General features: G+C 69.3%; 14 protein-coding genes and 4 pseudogenes. 10 read left to right on the top strand and 8 right to left on the bottom strand.

Annotation, left to right across the window (positions count from 1 at the left end):
- Window positions 1-88: 88 nt before the first annotated feature.
- Window positions 89-496: a hypothetical protein gene (locus AOQ53_RS35955; RefSeq protein WP_059423840.1), complete on the bottom strand. Its 408-nt coding sequence runs from the start codon at window positions 494-496 to the stop codon at window positions 89-91.
- 567 nt (window positions 497-1,063) lie between these two features.
- Between AOQ53_RS35955 and AOQ53_RS48300 the strand changes: the two genes are divergently transcribed.
- The 5 genes from AOQ53_RS48300 (at window position 1,064) to AOQ53_RS45380 (ending at window position 4,044) form a co-directional block, all read left to right on the top strand.
- Entirely contained in the window at window positions 1,064-1,825 is a 762-nt protein-coding gene (locus AOQ53_RS48300; protein ID WP_408055224.1) for a transposase family protein, read from the top strand.
- Window positions 1,826-1,827: 2 nt separating this feature from the next.
- The gene (locus tag AOQ53_RS35950; protein ID WP_059423839.1) at window positions 1,828-2,454 is read left to right on the top strand and encodes a class I SAM-dependent methyltransferase; all 627 of its coding nucleotides are present in this window, start codon (window positions 1,828-1,830) and stop codon (window positions 2,452-2,454) included.
- 805 nt (window positions 2,455-3,259) lie between these two features.
- Window positions 3,260-3,499 (top strand): hypothetical protein, encoded by a 240-nt coding sequence (locus AOQ53_RS35945; RefSeq protein WP_236711929.1) that lies wholly within the window; start codon window positions 3,260-3,262, stop codon window positions 3,497-3,499.
- 11 nt (window positions 3,500-3,510) lie between these two features.
- Window positions 3,511-3,654, top strand: a complete 144-nt coding sequence (locus AOQ53_RS45075; protein WP_167745800.1) for a hypothetical protein — start codon at window positions 3,511-3,513, stop codon at window positions 3,652-3,654.
- 195 nt (window positions 3,655-3,849) lie between these two features.
- Window positions 3,850-4,044 carry a hypothetical protein gene (locus tag AOQ53_RS45380; protein WP_059423837.1) on the top strand — a complete coding sequence of 65 codons (195 nt, stop codon included), beginning with the start codon at window positions 3,850-3,852 and terminating at the stop codon, window positions 4,042-4,044.
- On the opposite strand, the gene AOQ53_RS47035 is transcribed toward AOQ53_RS45380, so the two are convergent.
- From AOQ53_RS47035 to AOQ53_RS35925, 3 genes are all read right to left on the bottom strand, one after another.
- Entirely contained in the window at window positions 4,034-4,402 is a 369-nt protein-coding gene (locus AOQ53_RS47035) for a hypothetical protein (RefSeq protein WP_236711928.1), read from the bottom strand. The genes AOQ53_RS45380 and AOQ53_RS47035 overlap by 11 nt on opposite strands.
- A gap of 332 nt (window positions 4,403-4,734) precedes the next feature.
- Window positions 4,735-7,602, bottom strand: a complete 2,868-nt coding sequence (locus tag AOQ53_RS35930; RefSeq protein WP_236711927.1) for a TIR domain-containing protein — start codon at window positions 7,600-7,602, stop codon at window positions 4,735-4,737.
- Window positions 7,599-8,516 (bottom strand): hypothetical protein, encoded by a 918-nt coding sequence (locus tag AOQ53_RS35925; protein WP_236711926.1) that lies wholly within the window; start codon window positions 8,514-8,516, stop codon window positions 7,599-7,601. The genes AOQ53_RS35930 and AOQ53_RS35925 overlap by 4 nt, the downstream gene beginning before the upstream one ends.
- A gap of 129 nt (window positions 8,517-8,645) precedes the next feature.
- Here AOQ53_RS35925 and AOQ53_RS43930 point away from each other — a divergent pair.
- Both AOQ53_RS43930 and AOQ53_RS48295 read left to right on the top strand, forming a co-directional pair.
- Window positions 8,646-8,743 (top strand): annotated as a pseudogene (locus AOQ53_RS43930) (pirin family protein); the annotation flags it as partial.
- 192 nt (window positions 8,744-8,935) lie between these two features.
- Window positions 8,936-9,586: pseudogene (locus AOQ53_RS48295) on the top strand (AfsR/SARP family transcriptional regulator); the annotation flags it as partial.
- Window positions 9,587-11,396: 1,810 nt separating this feature from the next.
- On the opposite strand, the gene AOQ53_RS42275 reads toward AOQ53_RS48295, so the two are convergent.
- From AOQ53_RS42275 to AOQ53_RS35910, 3 genes and pseudogenes are all read right to left on the bottom strand, one after another.
- Window positions 11,397-12,161 carry an ABC transporter permease gene (locus AOQ53_RS42275; RefSeq protein ID WP_078945662.1) on the bottom strand — a complete coding sequence of 255 codons (765 nt, stop codon included), beginning with the start codon at window positions 12,159-12,161 and terminating at the stop codon, window positions 11,397-11,399.
- Window positions 12,158-12,959 (bottom strand): annotated as a pseudogene (locus tag AOQ53_RS35915) (ATP-binding cassette domain-containing protein); the annotation flags it as partial. The pseudogene AOQ53_RS35915 and the gene AOQ53_RS42275, both read right to left, overlap by 4 nt.
- A gap of 316 nt (window positions 12,960-13,275) precedes the next feature.
- A complete protein-coding gene (locus AOQ53_RS35910) occupies window positions 13,276-14,742 on the bottom strand; it encodes a non-reducing end alpha-L-arabinofuranosidase family hydrolase (protein WP_059423834.1) in 1,467 nt (488 codons plus the stop codon).
- 681 nt (window positions 14,743-15,423) lie between these two features.
- Between AOQ53_RS35910 and AOQ53_RS35905 the strand changes: the two genes are divergently transcribed.
- The 3 genes and pseudogenes from AOQ53_RS35905 to AOQ53_RS42265 all read left to right on the top strand — a co-directional run.
- Complete coding sequence (locus AOQ53_RS35905; RefSeq protein WP_059423833.1) at window positions 15,424-16,854, top strand: endo-1,4-beta-xylanase; 1,431 nt, start codon at window positions 15,424-15,426, stop codon at window positions 16,852-16,854.
- A gap of 100 nt (window positions 16,855-16,954) precedes the next feature.
- The gene (locus AOQ53_RS35900; RefSeq protein ID WP_078945661.1) at window positions 16,955-18,253 is read left to right on the top strand and encodes an RICIN domain-containing protein; all 1,299 of its coding nucleotides are present in this window, start codon (window positions 16,955-16,957) and stop codon (window positions 18,251-18,253) included.
- A gap of 38 nt (window positions 18,254-18,291) precedes the next feature.
- Window positions 18,292-18,848: pseudogene (locus AOQ53_RS42265) on the top strand (MMPL family transporter); the annotation flags it as partial.
- 150 nt (window positions 18,849-18,998) lie between these two features.
- Here the strand turns inward: AOQ53_RS42265 and AOQ53_RS35890 are convergent.
- A complete protein-coding gene (locus AOQ53_RS35890; RefSeq protein WP_059423877.1) occupies window positions 18,999-19,700 on the bottom strand; it encodes a FadR/GntR family transcriptional regulator in 702 nt (233 codons plus the stop codon).
- Between the last annotated feature and the right edge of the window lie 15 nt (window positions 19,701-19,715).

Raw genomic sequence — 19,715 nt, 5'->3', positions numbered from 1 at the left:
GCGCGGCGACGGGCTCGGGCAGGAGAACGACGTAGACGAGGTGGGCTTCGCGCGGATCGCGGGTGGTGCGACCGCGGACGACGTCGACCTACGACTGGGAGCCGAAGCCGCGCACCACCAGGACCGGGATGCCGTACTCGGCAAGCCAGCCGGTGAGCAGTTGCCGGAGGGTGTCCTTCTCCGCAGCAACGTAGAGCGCGTGCGTCTGGCCCTGGGCGCGATCGAGTCCGAACCAGTTGACCGCCTCGTTGAGGAACGCGCTCACGTCCGGCCAGGTCGGCGGAACGTGCACCTCACGCAGGGTGTCGACCAGGTCCGGGAAGCGGCCCTCCCCGCGGGCCCGGGCAAGGTGGGACGACAGGTGCCGGTACATCGACGGCGTGTGCGTCAGCACGCCCTCGGAGGCGAGCCGGTACATCACCTGCCGCAGCATGACGCCGCCCTCGTAGCCCTGGATGATCTCGCGTGCCCGGTCCACGACGATCGGCCACCGCACCCACCAGTTCGGTGTAGCGCCACCCCGGCTTCGGGCCCGGGTGCTCGGGGTCGGCTCCGTAGATCCTGCCGCGCAGCAGCTGCTGATCGTCGCTGTCCATGCCCTCCAGCCGCGCAGCCACCACCGACAACGAGGGCTTGCCCAGGCGGCCTTGGGCAAGCCCTCCCGCTGCCGGGAGGCTCGGGTCAGATGTGTCATATCCCTTGATCGGTTACCTAGCGTCATACGCGCTGCGCACCAGCCGTCCCGCTACTCCGCTTGGCGTCGGTGCGGGGGACGCGCACGACGGCCGGCGGCATATCGACGGCGATGACATCGCCCTTCCCGCACGTCCCGGATGAACTGAGGTGTGGCGGCAGGGGCCGTGGGGCGCCCGTGCAGCAGCCACCCGGCGAGACCTTGTCGATCAGTCCGATTCCGCTCCCCGTACGCTCGTCTGTCAACAGGCCGAGGTAGACGGAGAGGGAGCGCATGGCAACGGACAGGGACATACGCGAGCTCGCGGCAGGAGTGCGACCGGGTCGGTGACAGACAGGCCGACTACTCCCACAAGCACCGTCGGCACGGGTGAATGTGCAGGTGGTGACCGATCCGCGGGGAGGTGCTGTGGCTCTCGCCCGCTCTGCCGGCCGCGCTCACGACCTGACCGCAGCCCGTACTCACGGGGTCATCCGGAGCTGCGAACGCCAAGGCGTCCCGATCCTGGCCGACCGCGCCTACATGGGCGCCGGCCCATGGGTGACGACACCCCTCCGACGCCCACCAGGCCGTGGCCTCACGCCCACCCAGCAAACCGTCAACCGCGCACTATCCGCGGCACGGGCACCGCTCGAACGCGGCGTGGCACGGCTCAAATCCTGGCGGATCTTCCGTCACGCCCGCTGCAGCCCGAACCGCATGACGTCAATCGCCAAAGCCGTCCTCACCCTTGAGCGGCACCGCTGTACCGGCGGGCAACTCAGTCGAGAAGCAAGGCGACTGCGCCGCTGCCCGGTGCGGCGCGGCGCGCTCCGTTCGGTCGGTCGGTGCGGCGGAGAGATGGAACTCCAGCGGTCCGATCGTGTTGGTGTGGGAGGGCCAACACCCACCTGGCGGGAGGGGATACCTGCGCCGCACCACCTGACCGTCACGCTTTCACGTCACTGGGTGCCTGACGACGGCAGCCGGGTGGCCAGGTACGGGTGCAGAGGTAGCGCATGGTCGGACTCCTGTGCGAGCCTCGCCCTGTGTACCGTCGTAGCAGGCCGCGAGGTCTGGACCGACGAGCGGAATAGGGCGATGGCACTGTCCTCGCTCCTGCTGGGCGAGGCTGACCGGAAGGCACGCTGAACATGACCGGGCAACGCGACCGTTGGGCGGAACTGACCGGCGGACAAGCCGGAGAGGAGTACGCTCAGCGTTTCGCGCGGCTCGCCGAATCGGGCCAAGACATCCACGGCGAGGCCGCCTTCTGTGCCGCGCTGCTGAAGCCAGCCGCCCGGATACTCGACGCTGGCTGCGGCACTGGCAGGATCGCGATCCGGCTCGCCGAGCTGGGCCACTACTGCACCGGCGTGGATGTTGACCCCTCGATGCTCGCTGTTGCCCGCCGCGACGCGCCCACGCAGGAGTGGCTCCTCGGCGACCTGGCCCGTCTGGATGCCCTCGGCTTGAATCCGGGCTTCGACCTGGCGCTGGCCGCCGGAAACGTCATCCCTCTGCTGGCCCCCGGTACCGAACCAGCTGTCGTCCGGCAGCTGGCCGCCGCACTGCGCCCCGGCGGTCTGCTGGTCACGGGCATGGGACTGGACGCGGCACACCTGCCGCTGCCCGAACCATCGGTGACCCTTGCAGAGTTCGACCACTGGTGCGCCCAGTCCGGACTGACCCTGCGGCAGCGCTACGCCACCTGGAGCGGCGACCCCTACTACCAAGGCTGCGGTTATGCCGTCAGCGTGCACTCCCGCCCCACCACGTGAGTCCTTGCCTATCCGCGACGATGTCGCCTGGTCGGCGATCGCCGACCATCTCGGCGCACGACGGTGTCTGCCCCGGGCACGTGCCCACGTGCCCCCACACCTTGATCGTCTGCCACGGGACGGGGCACTATCCGAGGCGGCGGAGAAGTGCGCTCTCGGCGTGCCCGCGGGCTGAGCAGTGGCCCGCCTTGAGAAGTCCGAGCTGGGCGGCCGTGACGCTCATTTGACGCTCGTCCTGATGAGGTGTCAGGCGGGTTGTCGGGCAGGTCAGGAGGACCTATCGGGTGGCGTATATCGAAGGGGCGCCGAGGGCGGGCGACGCTCTGCGAGGAGCTGCTGGTTCCTGATGGTCACTTGCCCCGGAAGAGACCAGTCAGCGTTTTGACGTGCAGCGATGGACGCGCGAGCCGATGACCTACGCTATTCGTCATTCGCGTGTTTCACGCTCGTGCCCCTTGACGCAGCCGGAAGTCCCAGAAAAGTCCCAGGGGGTTCCTCATATCGGCCGACGCTTTCGGCCTTGTGGCGGGCCGTACGGACACGTTGTCCGGGGTGCCATTGCCCCCAGGGCTCCCCAGGGCTTTCCCCCACGGCGACGTGGGCCTGGCCGTATGGTGGGGATCGGCATGTGGCGGGGCCTACCGATGCTCGGTGCGGTTCCGCCCGCTCGACGAGGCGTGGGGGATGGAGGGGTGGCTGTGGGGGGTGACCGGCGCGCCGTCCTGGTCACGACGGTGATGGTCCTGGCGGTCCTCGCTGGTGCGCTGTCGCTGCTGAGTGGGACCGGGCGAACCAGGTGGCCGGGGTGGTCTCCGCGGTGGTCGGCGTGGCCGCCCTGGGGGTCGGTGTCTGGGCGCTGCTGAGCCCGTCCAGAAGCACGTCCGTACAGGTGTCCAGGACCGGGCGTGCCACGACCACTGGTGGCGGGGGCGCCGACACGGGTGTGGTCGCCTCCTCGTCCGCCGGTGCGGTCGCGGTCGGGGAGACCGGTGACGCGCGGGCGGACGGCGGCAGCGCGAACACCGGTTACCGGCGGCAGGAATAGCGGCGCATCCGATGTTCTTCCGCAGCCGCGCCGCGGTGCGCAAGTCGGGCGGATCCTTCGCCGAGGGAGCCGGTGCCTTCGCCAACAGCGGCGTGATGATTGACAGCCGCGTGCAGGTGTCGCACGGTGCATCGCCGTCTCCGGCTATCTCCTGAAGGTGGAACAGGACTACGCCGCCGCCGACTTCCAGGGGCGTGAGAGTGAACTCGCCCAGCTGGCCGCCTTCTGCGCGCACGATGTCCCCACGGAAGGTCTCGGCGTCGGCTACTGGCGCTGGGTGGCCCCGGTGGGAGGGAAAGTCCGCCCTGCTGGCGCAGTTCGTCCTGAATCCTCCACCTGGCGTCGATGTCGTGTCGTTCTTCATCACCTCCCGTATGGCCGCGCAGAACGACGCCGCGGCGTTCTGCGAGGTCGTCCAGCGGCAGGTGTACGCCTTGCTGGGCGAGGAGGAGCCGCTGAGCACCCCCGCCACGCGCGACGCGCAGATGGGCCCGGAAGTCTGCACGCCCGCTGCTCCCGTCGCGAGGTGCCCCGTCACGAGGTGATGCGGGGGACACCGGGTGTCAGCCGGTTGCCCTCACGGGTCCAGACGGTGGTCGCGTCACCGCTCGGGCAGCAGTGCGCGTCGTTGGGGCGATACCACTTCTCGTGCACGATGATCTGGCCTGGTGCGAACTCCGCTCCTGCGAGTGCCGTGTGGTACGCGGTGGACTTCTGTCGTGGGGTGATCGAGCCGAGGACGGCGAGGTTCTTCCCTGCATGCGCGTACACCACGTATCCGACGGCGATGTCTGCGTTCTGCGTGGCTCCGTTGTCGTCGCACCCGACGAAGGCGACGGCCTCGTCGCGGTGGTCGCCGTCGGTGTCGCCGTAGAGGGTGTTCTTCGTTCGAATGACGCGCACCGATCCCCATGTCCGTGAGGTGGCCATGGCTTCGCCTGTGGGGCCGAGTCGCACGAGGCCCGGCACGCCGCAGAACTCGCCCGGGATAGGGACATCGGCCCAGTTCAGGTCGTGCAGGTCCGCCGGCGCAGGTCCGAGGACTGAGGAAGCGTCCGGCGGGGAGTCAGGCGGGGAGTCAGAGGCGGAGGAAGTCGGCTGCTGGGACGACGGCGTGATTGGGGGAGCAGGGTTCGGGGCGTCGCACGCGCCGGTCATCAGAAGGATCGTCAGGAACGCGGTGAGCGGGATGGTGCGCTGAAAGCCGTTTGCCACGGTGTCCTCCGTCTCGTGCGTCAGGAGCAGGGTGGGTCGTAGGGCCGGTCCGGGAGGTACTGGGCCCACTGGTCGGGGGTGATTCGTGGGGACTCGGCGCACAATTGCTGCAGGATGCCGGTCCGGTCCACCGTCCACAGCCGCGTGCCTGCGCTGTCGCTGACCGCTAGCAGGCGCCCGTCCGGGCTGAAGCCCACGGTCGCGTGGGGGTACAGGCCGCCGTCACTCAGCGCGGTCACTTCGACGGGACGGGCCGGGTTCCTGACATCCCAAAGGCGGATGCGGCCGTCCAGGCCGGCGGTGGCCATGAGTTCTCCGCCGGGATGGAAGGCGAGGCCGGTGATGGCGCCGGTGTGCCGGGTGGAAACCCCCTGGCGCACCGGACGTCCGGGACGCGATACGTCCCAGGTGCTGATCGTTCCAGTCTCGTCCCCGACGAGCAGGGTGCGGCCCTGCGGGCCGAATGCCAGCGCGCGGGTGCCCTTCGCCGTGGGGAGGTCGCCCGCGGGTCTGGGCGGGGCATGCCGGGCGACCCACCAGAGCCGTATGCCGCCCGTCTGGGTCGGTGCCGCCAGCAGCGTACCGTCCGGGCTGAAGGCGAGATTCTGGTGACCGTTGCCCGGACTGTCGAGTGTGCCGAGCAGGGTGGGCCGCGTGGTGTCACCAATGTCCCACACCTGTGCCCGGTCGCCAGGGCTGCTCCGTGCTGCAGCCAACGGAAGGACGGGATTGACGGCCAGACTCTTCGCTCCGACCTTGCGGGCCGCCCCCCGGGTCAGCAGCCGTGGGTGAGTCGGGTCGGTCATGTCCCATGCCTTCAGGGGCATACCGGAGAACAGGGTGCGCCCGTCGGTGCCGAAGGCCGCAGCCTGACCGCCGGGGTTGACCGTCTCCACAGTCGACAGGAGACGAGGTGCGCCTGTGCCATCCACCCGCCATAGGGTCGTGGGTTCGCCGCCAGCGGCCACAATGCGGCTGTCCGGACTGAATGCGGGCGGAAAGGTCCCCTCGGCCGGCAAGGTCGTGAACGTGGAGGTCCGCTCGCTTCCCGACACCGCCCACAACCGGACGGCACGGCCGCCTGTGCCGTCGTCGAGCAGCGTGTCGTAGGCGTCGGTCGAGGCCACGGTGTGCCCGTCCGGACTGAAGGCGAGCCCGCCCACCGTCGTCGTGTGGCCGCTTAACCGGGCGCCGGAACGGGGGCGTAAGGGGTCGGACACGTCCCAGAGGGCGACGGTTCCGTCACTGTCTCCGGTGGCCAGGGTCGTCGCGTCGGGGGAGAAGGCCACCGAATAGATGCCGAACCTGCTCTGTGTGTACAAGTCTGCTCTGGCGACTGGGCGGGCGGGGTCTGCGACGTCCCACAGACTCACCCTGCTGTCCTCACTGGCGATGGCGAGCAGCGGGCCGTCGGGGCTGAACACCGCGCGCTGCGGGGTTTCGGAGACGTCGACGGGTGGCGAGGCGACCGTGGCGACCGGGCGCGGTCTGGCGGAGCCGGACACGGTCCACAGTCGCAGGTGTCCCAAGTACGCTCCTCCCGCGTCTCGTTCCTCCGTAACGATCAGATCGCCACTCGGGCTTGCCGCTACTGGATAATCGGGCAAGGGGCCGAGGGACCTCGGCTGAGCGGGATCCGAGACGTCAAGGATGGCGCCTGTTTTCCATGTCATGGCGACCAGCTGCCCGCCTGAGGTGAAGACGAGGACGCGGACCTCCCTGCGATCGCGCACCCCGGGCGTCTCTGCCAAGGCCCTGAGGCGGCTGCCCTCCGTCACGTCCATCAGCCACACAGTGCCGTTCGCGCCGCCGAGGGCTAACTGCTTGCCGTCCGGGCTGAAGGCGACAGCGGTCGCCTGGCGTTTCATGGACGTCGTGAAGATCGGCTGTGTTCCGCGCGTGGGGTCGAACAGCCGGAGGCCGTCGTCGGCTACGGCGAGCAGGCCCCGGCTGCTGTATGCGGCCGCCGCGCGCACCAATCCGCGGCCGTGGACAACCCGGGGCATCGCGTAGCTGTCGACGAGCGCGCCGACCGCCTCTGCTGTCGGCGCGAGCCGGTACGCTTGTACTAGCAACTGGCGTGCCAGATCCGGCTGGGCGTCCCTGATCGACGAGGCCTCGGCGACCAGTTGCCTGGACTGCGCTACCAGGGTCTGGGCGCGGGCAGCGTTGCGCTGGGTATAGGCGGTGACCCCTCCGGCGACGGCCAAGAGGAACAGTACGGTGAGCGCTGCGAGCGTGGTCTTCACCAGACGGCGAGTCTGACGGTGCCGACGTACATGGTCGCCGATCAATTCGTCCTTGGACTTGCCTGTCAGGGGTGCGACGAATTCCGCAACGCATTCGACCAGCCGGGGGTCGGCCGCACTGGCCTGCTCCGGACTGCGCAGCCAGCGCAGGTCCACCCAACGGGGCTCCGCGTCGAATGCCCGCTCCATCTCCTGCTTCGGCAGGGCGTCGGTACGCGACCAGTCGAACCCCGCCCGTTCGGAGTCCCAGAACAATGTGCCGTCGGTCCAGCCGATGAGCAAGGTGTCCGCAGACCGGTGGGTGAGCCACCAGCGGATCTCCTGCTGCACCCACGGGGACGCGGCTGCCAGCGGGCTCGCCATCACCACGAGCCACCGCGACCGGGTCAGCCCCTGCTCGATCTCCTGCCAGAGATGGGGACTTGCCGCGAGATTGGTCTCGTCACGGAACAACTTCAGGCTTCTCGGCCGATACCAGGGACAATCGAAACCCTGCAATGCGTTCTGGAAGGCCTTCGCTACGTCCTTGTCCCAAGCGTGGCTGTACGAGACGAACGCGTCGTATTCGCCTGACTCGCCGCGAGGGGTGCCGTCTGCACCACGCCTACGAATCCGTCTCATGCCCGTCGCCGAGCTCACCGCGGGGTCCGCCCGTTGCCGCCGGGCGGCGTGGTGCTCCCCTCGGTTCTGGCGTCGGGGCTGCGGGGGAGGGGCACGTGCCCGATGAGGGTCTCGGCTTCACGAACACCGGCGAGGCGGGCGAAGCCGATGGCGTAGGCGTGGATGTCGCGCTGCACCCGCTGCAATTCTGCCCGGCAGGCACCGTTCTCCGACCATTCAGACTCCGGGCCGTCGGGGTGGGCCTGCTCAAACTCCCTCAGCCGTGGGTGCCAGTGGGACAGAAACGGCCTCAGCTCGCGGTTCAGCATGGTGATCGCGAGGTACTCAACCGTCTGGCCGCCGGGTACCGGAGCGGAGGGGCGCGCTGCCTTCAGCGTCTCCCGCGTCGTAGCGAACAGCCCGTACATCGATGTGAGCGCTTCCCGGACGACTCCCTCGTCACTGGCCAGGGGCTGTGTCGATACACGGGTCACTGTTTCGACGAACATGCGCCAGGCGACCTGGCGGGAGTCGTTGTTAACAGCGAATGTGAGCTCGCTCAGCTGCGGGATGGTGACCTTCACCTCGGTAAGCTGGGCGAGGCGCCGGTACCACTGCACGGCGAGGACGGTCACGGCACCCACCGCGCCGCCCGTAACGACGAACAGAATGCGACTGGTCACCTGAGTGAGGCTGAAGACGGCCAGTCCCGTGAGTGCGCCAGCGGCAGCCGCCGCGACGAATCGGGCGACTGAGACACCCACGCCCCGCCACCGGCGGCCCTGCCGTGCGCCGGGACGCCCTAAATGCACGCTCATCCGCTCGTCCGCCCCCATCGTGCGTTCGGGCGCGTGACCGCCGGTCACGCGCCGCCTGCCGAGTGCTTCACCCGGGTGATGTGTGAAGAACATAGCGTCACCCCGGCGATCGACATAGACGGACTCGGCTGTCACGCACCTACAGACGTCCTTCGACTTCGACCGCTGGAAGGCCTGCATCTCAGGCCATGGATGCACGCTTAGTGTTCGCAGAAATGGTCATCTGTGAGAGTTCCGCGAAAGCCCCCGGACTGATCACGTCAAGGCACGCGGTTCGGGGAGGTGAAGGGATACGACGGTGCTCCGCTGGCTGCCCCTGAGCTGCCGCCGGCACGCTAGAACCACGAAGAAGGGTCCGCTGACCTACGATTATTGTTCCCTCCATTTCCCTGGTTTGCCCGGGAGTGCCCGGCCGAGGGGGCGGGGTGCGTGAGGAGATGGCGGGAGGGGAGCGTCGGGCCTGGACCGGGACGTCGCTCTTTGGGCTGAGGCTGTGGGTGGGTGCGATCCCTGTGCGCCCTCGTGGTGGTGGGCGACTTGGCTAATCTGCACGCGTGACCATCGACCTGACCCTCCTGCCGCGTGTCGCCCATCGCGGACAGGAGATCACCGCGCCCCGGCTCCGCGGCCTCCTCGCGCTGCTCGCCGGCGACTTACGCACGGGCTGCGGCACCGAGCGCCTTGTGGCGGGGCTGTGGCCGGACGAGTTGCCGGAGCGGCCGGCGAAGGCGGTGCAGGTCCTGGTGTCCAGGGCGCGGGCGCAGTTGGGTGCCGACGTCATCGCCGGCACACCGACCGGATACCGGCTCACCTTCGCCGAGGACCAGGTCGACAGCTCCGCCCTGCTGCTGCACGCCGCCGCGAGCGCGGACCGGGCCAGGGCAGGGGACCACGCGGGATCGCTGGCCGCGGCCGAGGCCGGGCTCGCGCTGTGGGAGGGCACCCCTGACGAGGCGTACGACACCGACGACCCGGTAGCCGCGCTGCGCACCGAGCGCGCCCCCGTCCGCGGCACTCTCATACGCGCGCGGGCGCTCGCGCTCGCCCGCCTCGGACGGCACGCGGAGGCGGCCGGGCCGCTAACGGCGGCCGCCTCGGAGCATCCGCGAGACGAGGAGGTGCTCGTCGAGCTGCTGCGGGTCGAGGCGGTGACGGCGGGCCCGTCCGCCGCGCTGATGCGGTACGAGGCGTACCGCCGTGATCTGCGCGAGACGCTCGGCACGGATCCGGGCGCCGGGCTCAAGGCCGTGCAGCGGGAACTGCTGCGCGGCGAGGCACCCGTGGTCCGGCACGGCGTGCCGCACGAGCCGAACCCGCTTCTCGGGCGGGACGAGGACATCGCGGCGGTGCGGCGGCTGCTGAGCGCCTCCCGTGCCGTCAACGTCGTCGGTCCGGGCGGCCTCGGCAAGACCCGGCTCGCGCACGCCGTCAGCCGCCGGGCCGAGCAACGCGTGGTGTACTTCGTGCCGCTCGCCGGCGTCACGGCGGACGAGGACGTGGCCGCGGAGGTGGCCTCCGCGCTCGGTGCGGGCGAGGGGCGGGCCGGCGCCCTGAGCGGCCACGCCTCGGCCGACCCGGTGTCCGGCATCCTCGGCGTGCTCGGCTCCGGTCCCGCTCTGCTGGTCCTCGACAACTGCGAGCAGGTCATCCGGGGCGCCGCCGACCTCGTACAGGCCCTGGTCTCGTCCTCCAAGGACCTGCGGGTGCTCGCCACCAGCCGGGCCCCGCTGGGCCTCACATCGGAGGCGGTGTACGCGCTTCCGGAGCTCGGTCTCGACACCTCGGTCGAACTGCTCACCCAACGGGCCCGGGCCGCCCGTCCCGGAGTGGAACTGCCGCCCGACGCGGTGGCCGGTCTCTGCCGCCACCTCGACGGACTACCGCTCGCCGTCGAGCTGGCCGCGGTCCGGGTGCGGGCCCTTTCGGTGCCGGAGATCGCCCGCCGCCTCGGCGACCGGTTCGCGCTGCTGCGCGGCGGGGCGCGGGACGTGCCGGAGCGCCACCGCACGCTCCACGCGGTCGTGGACTGGAGCTGGAACCTCCTCGACGAGGACGCCAGGGCGGCGCTGCGCACACTGTCCGTCTTTCCCGGCGGCTTCTCCGCCGAGGCGGCGGAGCATGTGTTCGGCGAGGACGCGCTGTTCCTGCTCGAGCAGTTGGCAGATCAGTCGCTGCTCACCGTCTCCGACACCCCGGCCGGCGTGCGGTTCCGGATGCTGGAGACCGTACGGGAGTTCAGCGCGTCACGGCGCGCGGAGGCGGGCGAGGACGAGGAGGCCGTCGGCCGGTTCCTCGCCTGGGCGCGGGACTTCGGGGTCGCGTACCACGACTGGATCTTCGGCTCGGAACCTTCCCCGAGCTCTCGGCTCCGCTCGGGCAGGGAAGGTCCCATTGCCGCCCGGGAGCGGGTCAGGGCCGAGCAGGACAACCTCGTGCCGGCCCTGCGGCACGCCCTGGCCCGTACGGACGGCCCCACCGCCGCCGCCCTCACCGCTGTCCTCGCCGCCCTGTGGTCCACCGGCTCCGACTACCCCCGCCTCACCGCCCTCGCCGCGGACACCGGCCCACCGCTGTCGCACTACCACCCCGAGCCCGAATACGTCGAAGTCGCCCGCGCCGCCGCGGTGTTGTGCACGGCGAGTCTGTTCATGGGCTACGGCCCGCACGTCGTACGCCAGCTCGTCACCCTCCGGCGCCTGCCCCCGGCCCCGCCGGACACGCTGGTGGGCGCCACCGCGGTAGTGCTGAGCGCCGTTCCCGAGATGCTGCCTCCTGACTACGAAGTGCTGCGGAAACTCTGCGACAGCGAGCAGCCGCTGCTCGCCGGCGTCGCCGAGTGCGTCGCCACCTACGTCTGGGAGTACGAGCACGACATCGACCGCGCGCTCGCCTCGGCGCGCCGGATCATCACCGTGCTGGCGCCGGTCGACAACCCGTTCCTGCAAGTCATGGGCTATGCCCGGCTGGGCGAGCTGTGCTTGAAGACGGAGCAGGGCGAGGCCGCGTACGGGTATCTCAAGGCGTGCTCGAGGCGCTGCCGCGGCTCGGCGGCGAGCACGACTTCATCGGCGTCCGCTGGGGCCTCGCCCTCGCCTGCCTGCAGCGCGGCGATCCCGATGAGGCCGAGTACTGGCTGCGGCAGGCGGAGGGCGACAACACCTGGAACCAGCCCGGGATCGCGTCGATGGGGACGAAGGCGCTGGAGATGAGCGGGAGGAGGATGAGCGGCATTGCCATGTTGCCAGCCGCCTCGGGGTTCGGGCTGGCCATGCCCATCCCTACCGCGATCCAGGCGAGCGCCAGGGTGAACAGCGCGATCAGCCCGAAGGCCGCCAGCCACTCCAGGGCCGTGGCGTCCGTGGAGCGGAAGCCGATGGCCACGGCGATGGCACCGACGAGGACCAGGCTGGCGAGCACCTGCAGCACGCTGCCGACGACGTGCCCGACGAGCACGGACCCGCGGTAGACCGCCATCGTGCGGAAGCGGGCGATGAGGCCCTCGGTCATGTCCATGGAGACGGAGATCGCGGCCCCGATCACGGTGGAGCCGATGGTCATCATCAACAGGCCCGGGACGAGATAGGCGATGTACTCGGAGCGGTCCGCCCCGCCGCCACCGATGCCCGCGCTCATCACGCCTCCGAAGACGTAAACGAAGAGCAGCAGCATGATCGGCGTGAGGAGCAGGTTCAGGGTCATGGACGGGTAGCGCAGCGCGTGCAGCAGGTTGCGGCGCAGCATTGTGTTCGAGTCGCGGACGGCGAGGGAGAGGGCGTTCATCGGACGGTCCCCTTGGGCTGGTTGGGGACGCCGGCACCGCCGGTCAGGGCGAAGAACACGTCGTCGAGGTCGGGGGTGTGCACGGTCAGCTCGTCCGCCTCGACGCCGGCCGAGTCCAGCCAGTCGAGGATGGAACGCAGCTCGCGCTGACTGCCGTCGCTGGGGATCTGCAGCGCCAGAGCCTCGTCGTCCCTGGTGGCCTCGCGCAGGGCGACGGCGGCGGACTGGTACGCGGCCGGGTCAGTGAAGCGCAGCCGGACATGTCCGCCCGGGGATGAGCCGCTTCAGTTCCTCGGCGGTGCCGTGGGCGGCGATTCTGCCGTCGTTGAGCACCGCGATGCGGTCGGCGAGTTCGTCGGCCTCCTCCAGGTACTGGGTGGTGAGGAAGACGGTCACCCCGTCGGAGACGAGCTCGCGGATGATCTGCCACATGTTGTGGCGGCTGCGCGGGTCGAGGCCGGTGGTCGGCTCGTCGAGGAAGATGATCCGCGGGTTGCCGACCAGGGTCATGGCGAGGTCGAGGCGGCGCTTCATGCCGCCGGAGTAGGTGGAGACGGCCTTCTTCGCGGCCTCCACCAGGTCGAAGCGCTCAAGGAGTTCGGAGGAGGTACGGCGGCTCTCGCTGCGGGAGAGGTGGTGCAGGTCCGCCATGAGGAGCATGTTCTCCTCGCCGGTGATCAGGCCGTCGACGGCGGAGAACTGCCCCGTGACGCCGATCGCGGCCCGCACGGCCTGCGGGTCGGTGGCCAGGTCGTGGCCGCCGACGTGCAGGCTGCCGGCGTCGGCGGTGATGAGGGTTCGTGCTTGGTGATGATGCCACGTAGGAGTGGCCCGAGCACGCCATGTGCGTTGCCTCCAACGCGGCCATCGCCGCGTACGAGCGCATCGCCGCCCACGACCCGAGCGGTGCGGCCCAGGCGATGTTCACCCACATCACCGAAGCCTGGCTCGTCCGCCGCAGGGCTCCAGGCGACCCGGTGCGCCTGGACCGTGGCAAGCGCCACCGGCGGCGGCACCGCGTTGGGGGATGGTTGTCGCGTGTCCCGGGCGGGCTCGGCCTTCCGCCGAGCCCGCCACGCCGGCTCCGTACCGGAGCCGGATTCGTGTCACGCCGTCAGCGCTGGAGTGTCAGCAGGCCCGGACGGTAGGGCCATTGGCCGTAGTCGCCGCCGGAGTTGGGGTTGCGTCCCTGGTAGAGGAACTGCAGGTTGCAGGGATCGACGGTGAAGGTCTGGTCGGCGCTGGTGCGGATCAGTTCGCCATGGCTGATGTCGTTGGTCCAGGTGGCGCCACTGTTGGCCTTGCCGGCGAAGGGATTGCTCTCGGTCGCGGCCTGGGGTGTCCATGAGCCGTTCAGGCTGGTGGCCGTGAACGAGCGGAAGTAGCGGCCCTGCGAGCCGATCGCCTCGACGATCATGAGGTAGCGGTTCTGGCCCTGTAGCTTGTAGACCTGCGGGGCTTCGAACAGGTTGTTCGTCGTGTCGCTCATGACCACTGTCGAGGTCGTGCCGAAGCTGCCCGGGAAGTTCCCGATCGGCATGCTGGCCCGGTAGATCTTGCCGTTGTCACCGGCGAAGAACAGGTACATGTTCGCGCCGTCAGCGATGAGCGTCTGGTCGATGGGTCCTGTTCCGGAGCCGGTGATGCTTCCGGAGAAGAGCACCTGCTCGGACGACCAGCCGTTCGGGTTGGTGGGGTCGCTCGATGTCCGGTAGGAGAAGGCGGTCCGGCCCCACTGGTAGGCGAGCACCCAGATGTTCTTCGGTGCGAAGTAGAAGAGCGTGGGCGCGACGGTGGAAGCCGACATCCTGTTCTGGCTGGCCGAGGCCATCTCCGACCAGTTGGTGAACAGGCCGAAGTTCATCGAGCCCCAGCTCGTCCCCGTGTCGTGCGTCGTCGCGTAGACGAGTTGCCTGCCGTTGTACGGGGCGACGGTGAAGTCCTTGAGCGAGACCCATCCCGGCTTGGGCTGCGCCAGCGCGCCCGTTGAGGTCCAGCGGTATGTCGACGGAAGAGCGCACGGGCCGGGGTTGCCGGCGCCGACCTTGACCAGCTGCCACTGCTGGTTGGTGCCGCCCCAGTCGTCGTACTGGACGATGTTCGCGTTGTCGGCGGTGGAGGCGCCTTGTACTTCGAGGGCCTTGTTGCTGTGGCGCGAGATGAGCCTCACGTAGCCGTCCGGGCTGTCGGCCAGCCGCCACTGCTGGTTGGTGGCGTTCAGGTCGGCCCACTGGACGATCGAGCCGCCGTTCGCGGTGGACCAGTTGTGGAGGTCCAGCACCTTGCCCGAGTGGCGGGACTTGATGCGGTAGTAGCCGCCCCCGGAATCGACGAACTGCCACTGCTGCTGGCTCTGATCGTTCCTGGTCCACTGGGTGATGCGGGCGCCGTCGTCGGTCGCCATGTTGTAGACATCCAGAGCCTTGCCGCTGTTGCGGTTGACCAGCACATATGAGGCGTTGGGGTCTACGGTCGCCGCGCCGGCGGGCTGGGCACCGAGGAAGGTAGCCACGAGCAGCAAGGGCGCAAGGACGGCGAGTAAGCGTCTTGGACGGACCGGGGACGGGTGGCGAAACCACATCAGAGGGCACTCCTTTGGAGGCGGGGGTGAGGTGACCCCGATGAACCGCAGAGCGGACTGCCGGGATGCAGGGAAGATCTCGAAACATTTCGAAGAATTCCCGGAAGCTTTGACGCCACAAGCTAGGAATGCCGGGCCCTCCGGTCAAGGCCTGTCGCCGATCTGTCCACAAACAGTGCCTCGCCCCGGCCCTACGGCATCCGCCGACGGTGGCGCCGGCGGTTCGCCCCCAGCTCGCCGGGATTCCCGAATGTTTCGGACGAGAAACCGAAACTTCTTCTGCGGGGAGTATTGACGATCCATCGTCAATGCCTCAATCATCCCTGTCTGAGAACCCGGCCTTAGTTCGAGATGTCGAACCACTGGCCCTGGGCAATCTGTGCTGCACGACAGATCCACGCACAACTGCACGACAGATCCGCGCACCAAAGCACCTGCGCCACCCCGTCACGCTCCGGTGAGGTTCGCACCAGCGCATCCTGGCTCTTCGCGCAGTTGGAGAGGTACGCGACGCCGCGTGGCGTTCCCCCGGCTGAGCTGCGATGGAGGGCCCCCATGCCTGTGTCGAAACACCGTCGCCCGCCGCCCGCCGCACGTCACCCGACGGCCGACCGGGTGCCGTCCGCGACGCATTCCCCTGCGCTTCAGTCCTTCCGTGATTTCTACCTTGGAGGCACAGCCATGGGCTCGTACGCCCTTCCCAGACCCGTTGTCCGCCGGAAGATCCGCGGCCTGCTGTTGGCGCTGGTCGTCGGCACCCTCGGTGTGGTCGCCGCACTGGTCGCGCCGCCGACCGCACACGCCGCCGAGAACACGCTCGGCGCCGCGGCGGCGCAGAGCGGCCGCTACTTCGGCACCGCCATCGCCTCGGGGAGGCTGGGCGACTCGGCGTACACGACGATCGCGGGCCGTGAGTTCAACTCGGTGACGGCCGAGAACGAGATGAAGATCGACGCCACCGAACCGCAGCGGGGCCAGTTCAACTTCACCGCCGCTGACCGCGTCTACAACTGGGCGGTGCAGAACGGCAAGCAGGTGCGCGGCCACACCCTGGCCTGGCACTCCCAGCAGCCCGGCTGGATGCAGAACCTCAGCGGCAGCGCGCTGCGCCAGGCGATGATCGACCACATCAAGGGCGTGGTGGCCCACTACAAGGGCAAGATCGCCCAGTGGGACGTCGTGAACGAGGCCTTCGCCGACGGCAGTTCCGGAGCCCGGCGCGACTCCAACCTGCAACGCACCGGCAACGACTGGATCGAGGTCGCCTTCCGCACCGCGCGCGCCGCCGACCCGGCCGCCAAGCTCTGCTACAACGACTACAACGTCGAGAACTGGACCTGGGCCAAAACCCAGGCCATGTACGCCATGGTCCGGGACTTCAAGCAGCGCGGCGTGCCGATCGACTGCGTCGGCTTCCAGTCGCACTTCAACAGCGGCAGCCCCTACCACAGCAACTTCCGCACCACCCTGCAGAACTTCGCCGCCCTCGGCGTCGATGTGGCCATCACCGAACTCGACATCCAGGGCGCCCCCGCCACGACCTACGCCAACGTGGTCAACGACTGCCTGGCCGTCCCGCGCTGCCTCGGCATCACCGTCTGGGGTGTGCGCGACACCGACTCCTGGCGACCGGAGCACACGCCGCTGCTGTTCAACGGCGACGGCAGCAAGAAGCCCGCCTACACCGCCGTCCTCAACGCACTCAACGGCGGCTCCACTACGCCCCCTTCGGATTCCGGACCGATCAAGGGCGTCGGTTCGGGCCGCTGCCTGGACGTGCCCGGCACCAGTACCACCGACGGCACCCAGCTCCAGCTGTGGGACTGCAACAACGGCACCAACCAGCGGTGGACGCACACCGCCGCCGGCGAGCTCAGGGTCTACGGCAACAAGTGCCTGGACGCCGCCGGCACCGGCAACGGCACCAAGGTCCAGATCTACAGCTGCTGGGGCGGCGACAACCAGAAATGGCGCCTCAACTCCGACGGATCCGTCGTCGGCGTCCAGTCCGGCCTCTGCCTCGACGCCGTCGCAGGCGGCACCGCCAACGGCACCCTGATACAGCTCTACTCCTGCTCGAACGGCAGCAACCAGCGCTGGACCCGCACCTGATGGGACCTGCCGCAGACGAAAGGGTGGATCGATGAAGACCTACGGTGCGGCTTCCCCCGCCCCTTCACGCAGACATCGCTGGTGGTCCCGGGTCGCCGCCGTGGTGGCGGCGACCCTCGCGATCGGCATGCTCGCCGTGGTGAATCCGGCGCCCGCCGAGGCGGCGACGGTGGACACCAATGCCTGGTATGCCCTGGTCAATCGCAACAGCGGCAAGGCACTGGACGTCTCCGGCACGTCCACCGCCGACGGCGCGCGGGTCAGCCAGTGGACGCGCAACGACGGAGCCCACCAGCAGTGGCAGTTCGTGGACTCCGGCGGCGGCTTCTACCGCCTCAAGGCCCGGCATTCGGGCAAGGTTCTCGACGTGGCCGGTGCCTCGACCGCGGACGGTGCCGCGATCCAGCAGTGGGCCGACCACAACGGGGCCAACCAGCAGTTCCGCCTGGCCGACTCCGACGCGGGCCACGTCCGGCTGATCAACCGCACCAGCGGCAAGGCGGTGGAGGTGCAGGGCGCCTCCACCGCCGACGGCGGCAACGTCGTCCAGTACTCCGACTGGGGCGGCGCCAACCAGCAGTGGCAGATGATCAAGCTGTCGTCGGGTGGCGGCGGATGCGGCAGCGCCCCGACTCTGGCGAGCGGTACGCACACGATTCAGAGCGGCGGCAAGAGCCGCAGCTTCATCCTCAGGGTTCCCGCCAACTACGACAACAGCCACCGCTACCGGCTGATCTTCGCGTTCCACTGGCGGGGCGGAACGGCCGGCGACGTCGCTTCGGGCGGCACGAGCGGGAACGCCTGGTCCTACTACGGCCAACAGGAACAGTCGAACAACGGCGCGATCCTCGTCGCCCCCCAGGGCCTCGGCAACGGCTGGGCCAATTCGGGCGGTGAGGACATTACTTTCGTCGACGACATGATCCGGCGCATCGAGGGCGGCCTCTGTGTGAACCCGGCACAGCGTTTCGCCACGGGATTCAGCTGGGGCGGCGGTATGAGCTACGCACTCGCATGCAGCCGGGCGAACGTCTTCAGGGCCGTCGCGGTCATCTCCGGCGCTCAGATCAGCGGGTGCAGCGGCGGCACCCAGCCCATCGCCTACTTCGGAATCCACGGCATCAGCGACTCCGTCCTCAACATCGCGCAAGGACGGTCCCTGCGCGACAGATTCGTCAGCAACAACGGCTGCACCCCCCAGAGCCCGCGCGAGCCCGCGCCGGGCAGCCGAACGCACATCACCACCACCTACTCGGGCTGCCGTGCCGGATACCCGGTCCAATGGGCCGCGTTCGACGGAGGCCACATACCCGGTCCGGTCGACGGCTCCCCCGGCGAAAGCGGCGTCGCCACCTGGACCAAGGCAGAGATCTGGAGGTTCTTCGCACAGTTCCAGTGACACGCCCGCACCACGGGTGGAGCCAGGATGATCCTGGCATCCCTCTCAAGGCCGCCGTCGGATTCCTGCTGTCGGCGGCGGCCTCACTCGGCACGGGCGTGGCCCTGTTCCGTGGGGCTGGCCAGCTGACATCTTCGGCCTGGCTCACACCGGTCCCGTCGTGAGTTTCCTGCCGATCATCCTGATCGGTGTGCTCTTCGGACTCGCCATGGACTACGAGGTGTTCCTGATCTCGGGGATGCGGGAGGAATGGGTCCACACCGGCCGGGTGCGCCGGTCCGTGGTCGAAGGCGCGCGGCACGGCGTGCGGGTCGTCACCGCCGCGGCCCTGATCATGTTCACCGTCTTCGCCGGGTTCTTCCCCCTGGACGACGCCCTGATCAAGCCCATCGCCTTCGCGCTGGCCGTCGGCGTGGCCATCGACGCCTTCGCCGTCCGCATGACCCTCGTACCGTCAGTCCTCGCCCTCGCCGGACGACACGCCTGGTGGCTCCCCGCCTGGCTGGGCCGTGTCCTGCCCGATCTCGACGTCGAGGGCACGCGTCTCCAGATGGCTCCCGAGGTGGCGCCCAAGGAACCTGAGCGAGTCGGCTGACCGGCGCCCGTCCGGCGGAGCCTTCCGCGTCAGGCCCCGGCTGGAGGACACAGTCTCCAGCCGGGGCGCGAACATGGCCCGCCGCCACCCGGTCGGGGGTTGGGAGGGGGTGACCGGATGGCGGCGGGGGCTGAGGGAGAGCGCTTGAGGTCAGTCGTCGATCGCCCGTATCGGGTCATCGGTCAGACTGGTGGCCAGCCACTGCTCCACGGCCGTGATGTGGACGGTCGCCGCAGCGGCGGCGAGCAGGGCGTCGCGTGACTGAAGCGCGCTGAGGATCTGCTCGTGGTCCTCGTGGGCGTTGTTCATGGCGTGACGGGTCTGGCTGCCGCGGACGATGCGGACACGCTGTGTGCGGGTGGAAAGCACCTGCAGCAGCATCGACAGCACGGGGTTGCCGACCGCCTCGACGATCCTGAGGTGGAAGGCGATGTCGTGGGCGACGAACTCCTCCACGGTGGCGACGGTCCGTGACCGGTTGAGGATGTTGCGCAGTTCCCGGAGATCCTCCTGCTTGAGCAGCGAGGCGGCCAGTCCTGTCGCCTGCGGTTCGAGCAGCCGTCGTACCTGGAGCAACTGCAGAGCCGTGTGGCCCTGGGAGACATCGGCGGCGAAGGAGAGGCTCTCCAGCAGGAGATGGGGCTCCAGGCTGGAGACGTACGTGCCGTCGCCCTGCCGGGTGATCAGGATGCGCATGGCCGTCAGCGCCCGGACCGCCTCGCGCAGGGAGTTCCGGGACAGGCCGAGTTGTCCGGCGAGGACCTCCTCCTTGGGGAGCCGGGAGCCGGGCGCGAGTTCGCCGGCGAGGATCATCGCCTTGATCTTGTCGATCGCCTCGTCCGTCAGTGCCACGAGGGTGCCTCTCTG

It is taken from the genome of Streptomyces azureus, assembly GCF_001270025.1.
Taxonomy (GTDB): Bacteria; Actinomycetota; Actinomycetes; order Streptomycetales; family Streptomycetaceae; genus Streptomyces; species Streptomyces azureus.
This window is presented reverse-complemented; position numbering and strand designations above follow the sequence as displayed.

What these genes read in the sequence shown, in the direction of transcription:
- AOQ53_RS35950 (WP_059423839.1), top strand. Translation starts at nt 1,828, where the DNA reads ATGACCGGGCAACGCGACCGTTGGGCGGAACTGACCGGCGGACAAGCC.
- AOQ53_RS45075 (WP_167745800.1), top strand. Translation starts at nt 3,511, where the DNA reads ATGTTCTTCCGCAGCCGCGCCGCGGTGCGCAAGTCGGGCGGATCCTTC.
- AOQ53_RS42275 (WP_078945662.1), bottom strand. Translation starts at nt 12,161, where the DNA reads ATGAACGCCCTCTCCCTCGCCGTCCGCGACTCGAACACAATGCTGCGC.
- AOQ53_RS35910 (WP_059423834.1), bottom strand. Translation starts at nt 14,742, where the DNA reads ATGTGGTTTCGCCACCCGTCCCCGGTCCGTCCAAGACGCTTACTCGCC.
- AOQ53_RS35905 (WP_059423833.1), top strand. Translation starts at nt 15,424, where the DNA reads ATGGGCTCGTACGCCCTTCCCAGACCCGTTGTCCGCCGGAAGATCCGC.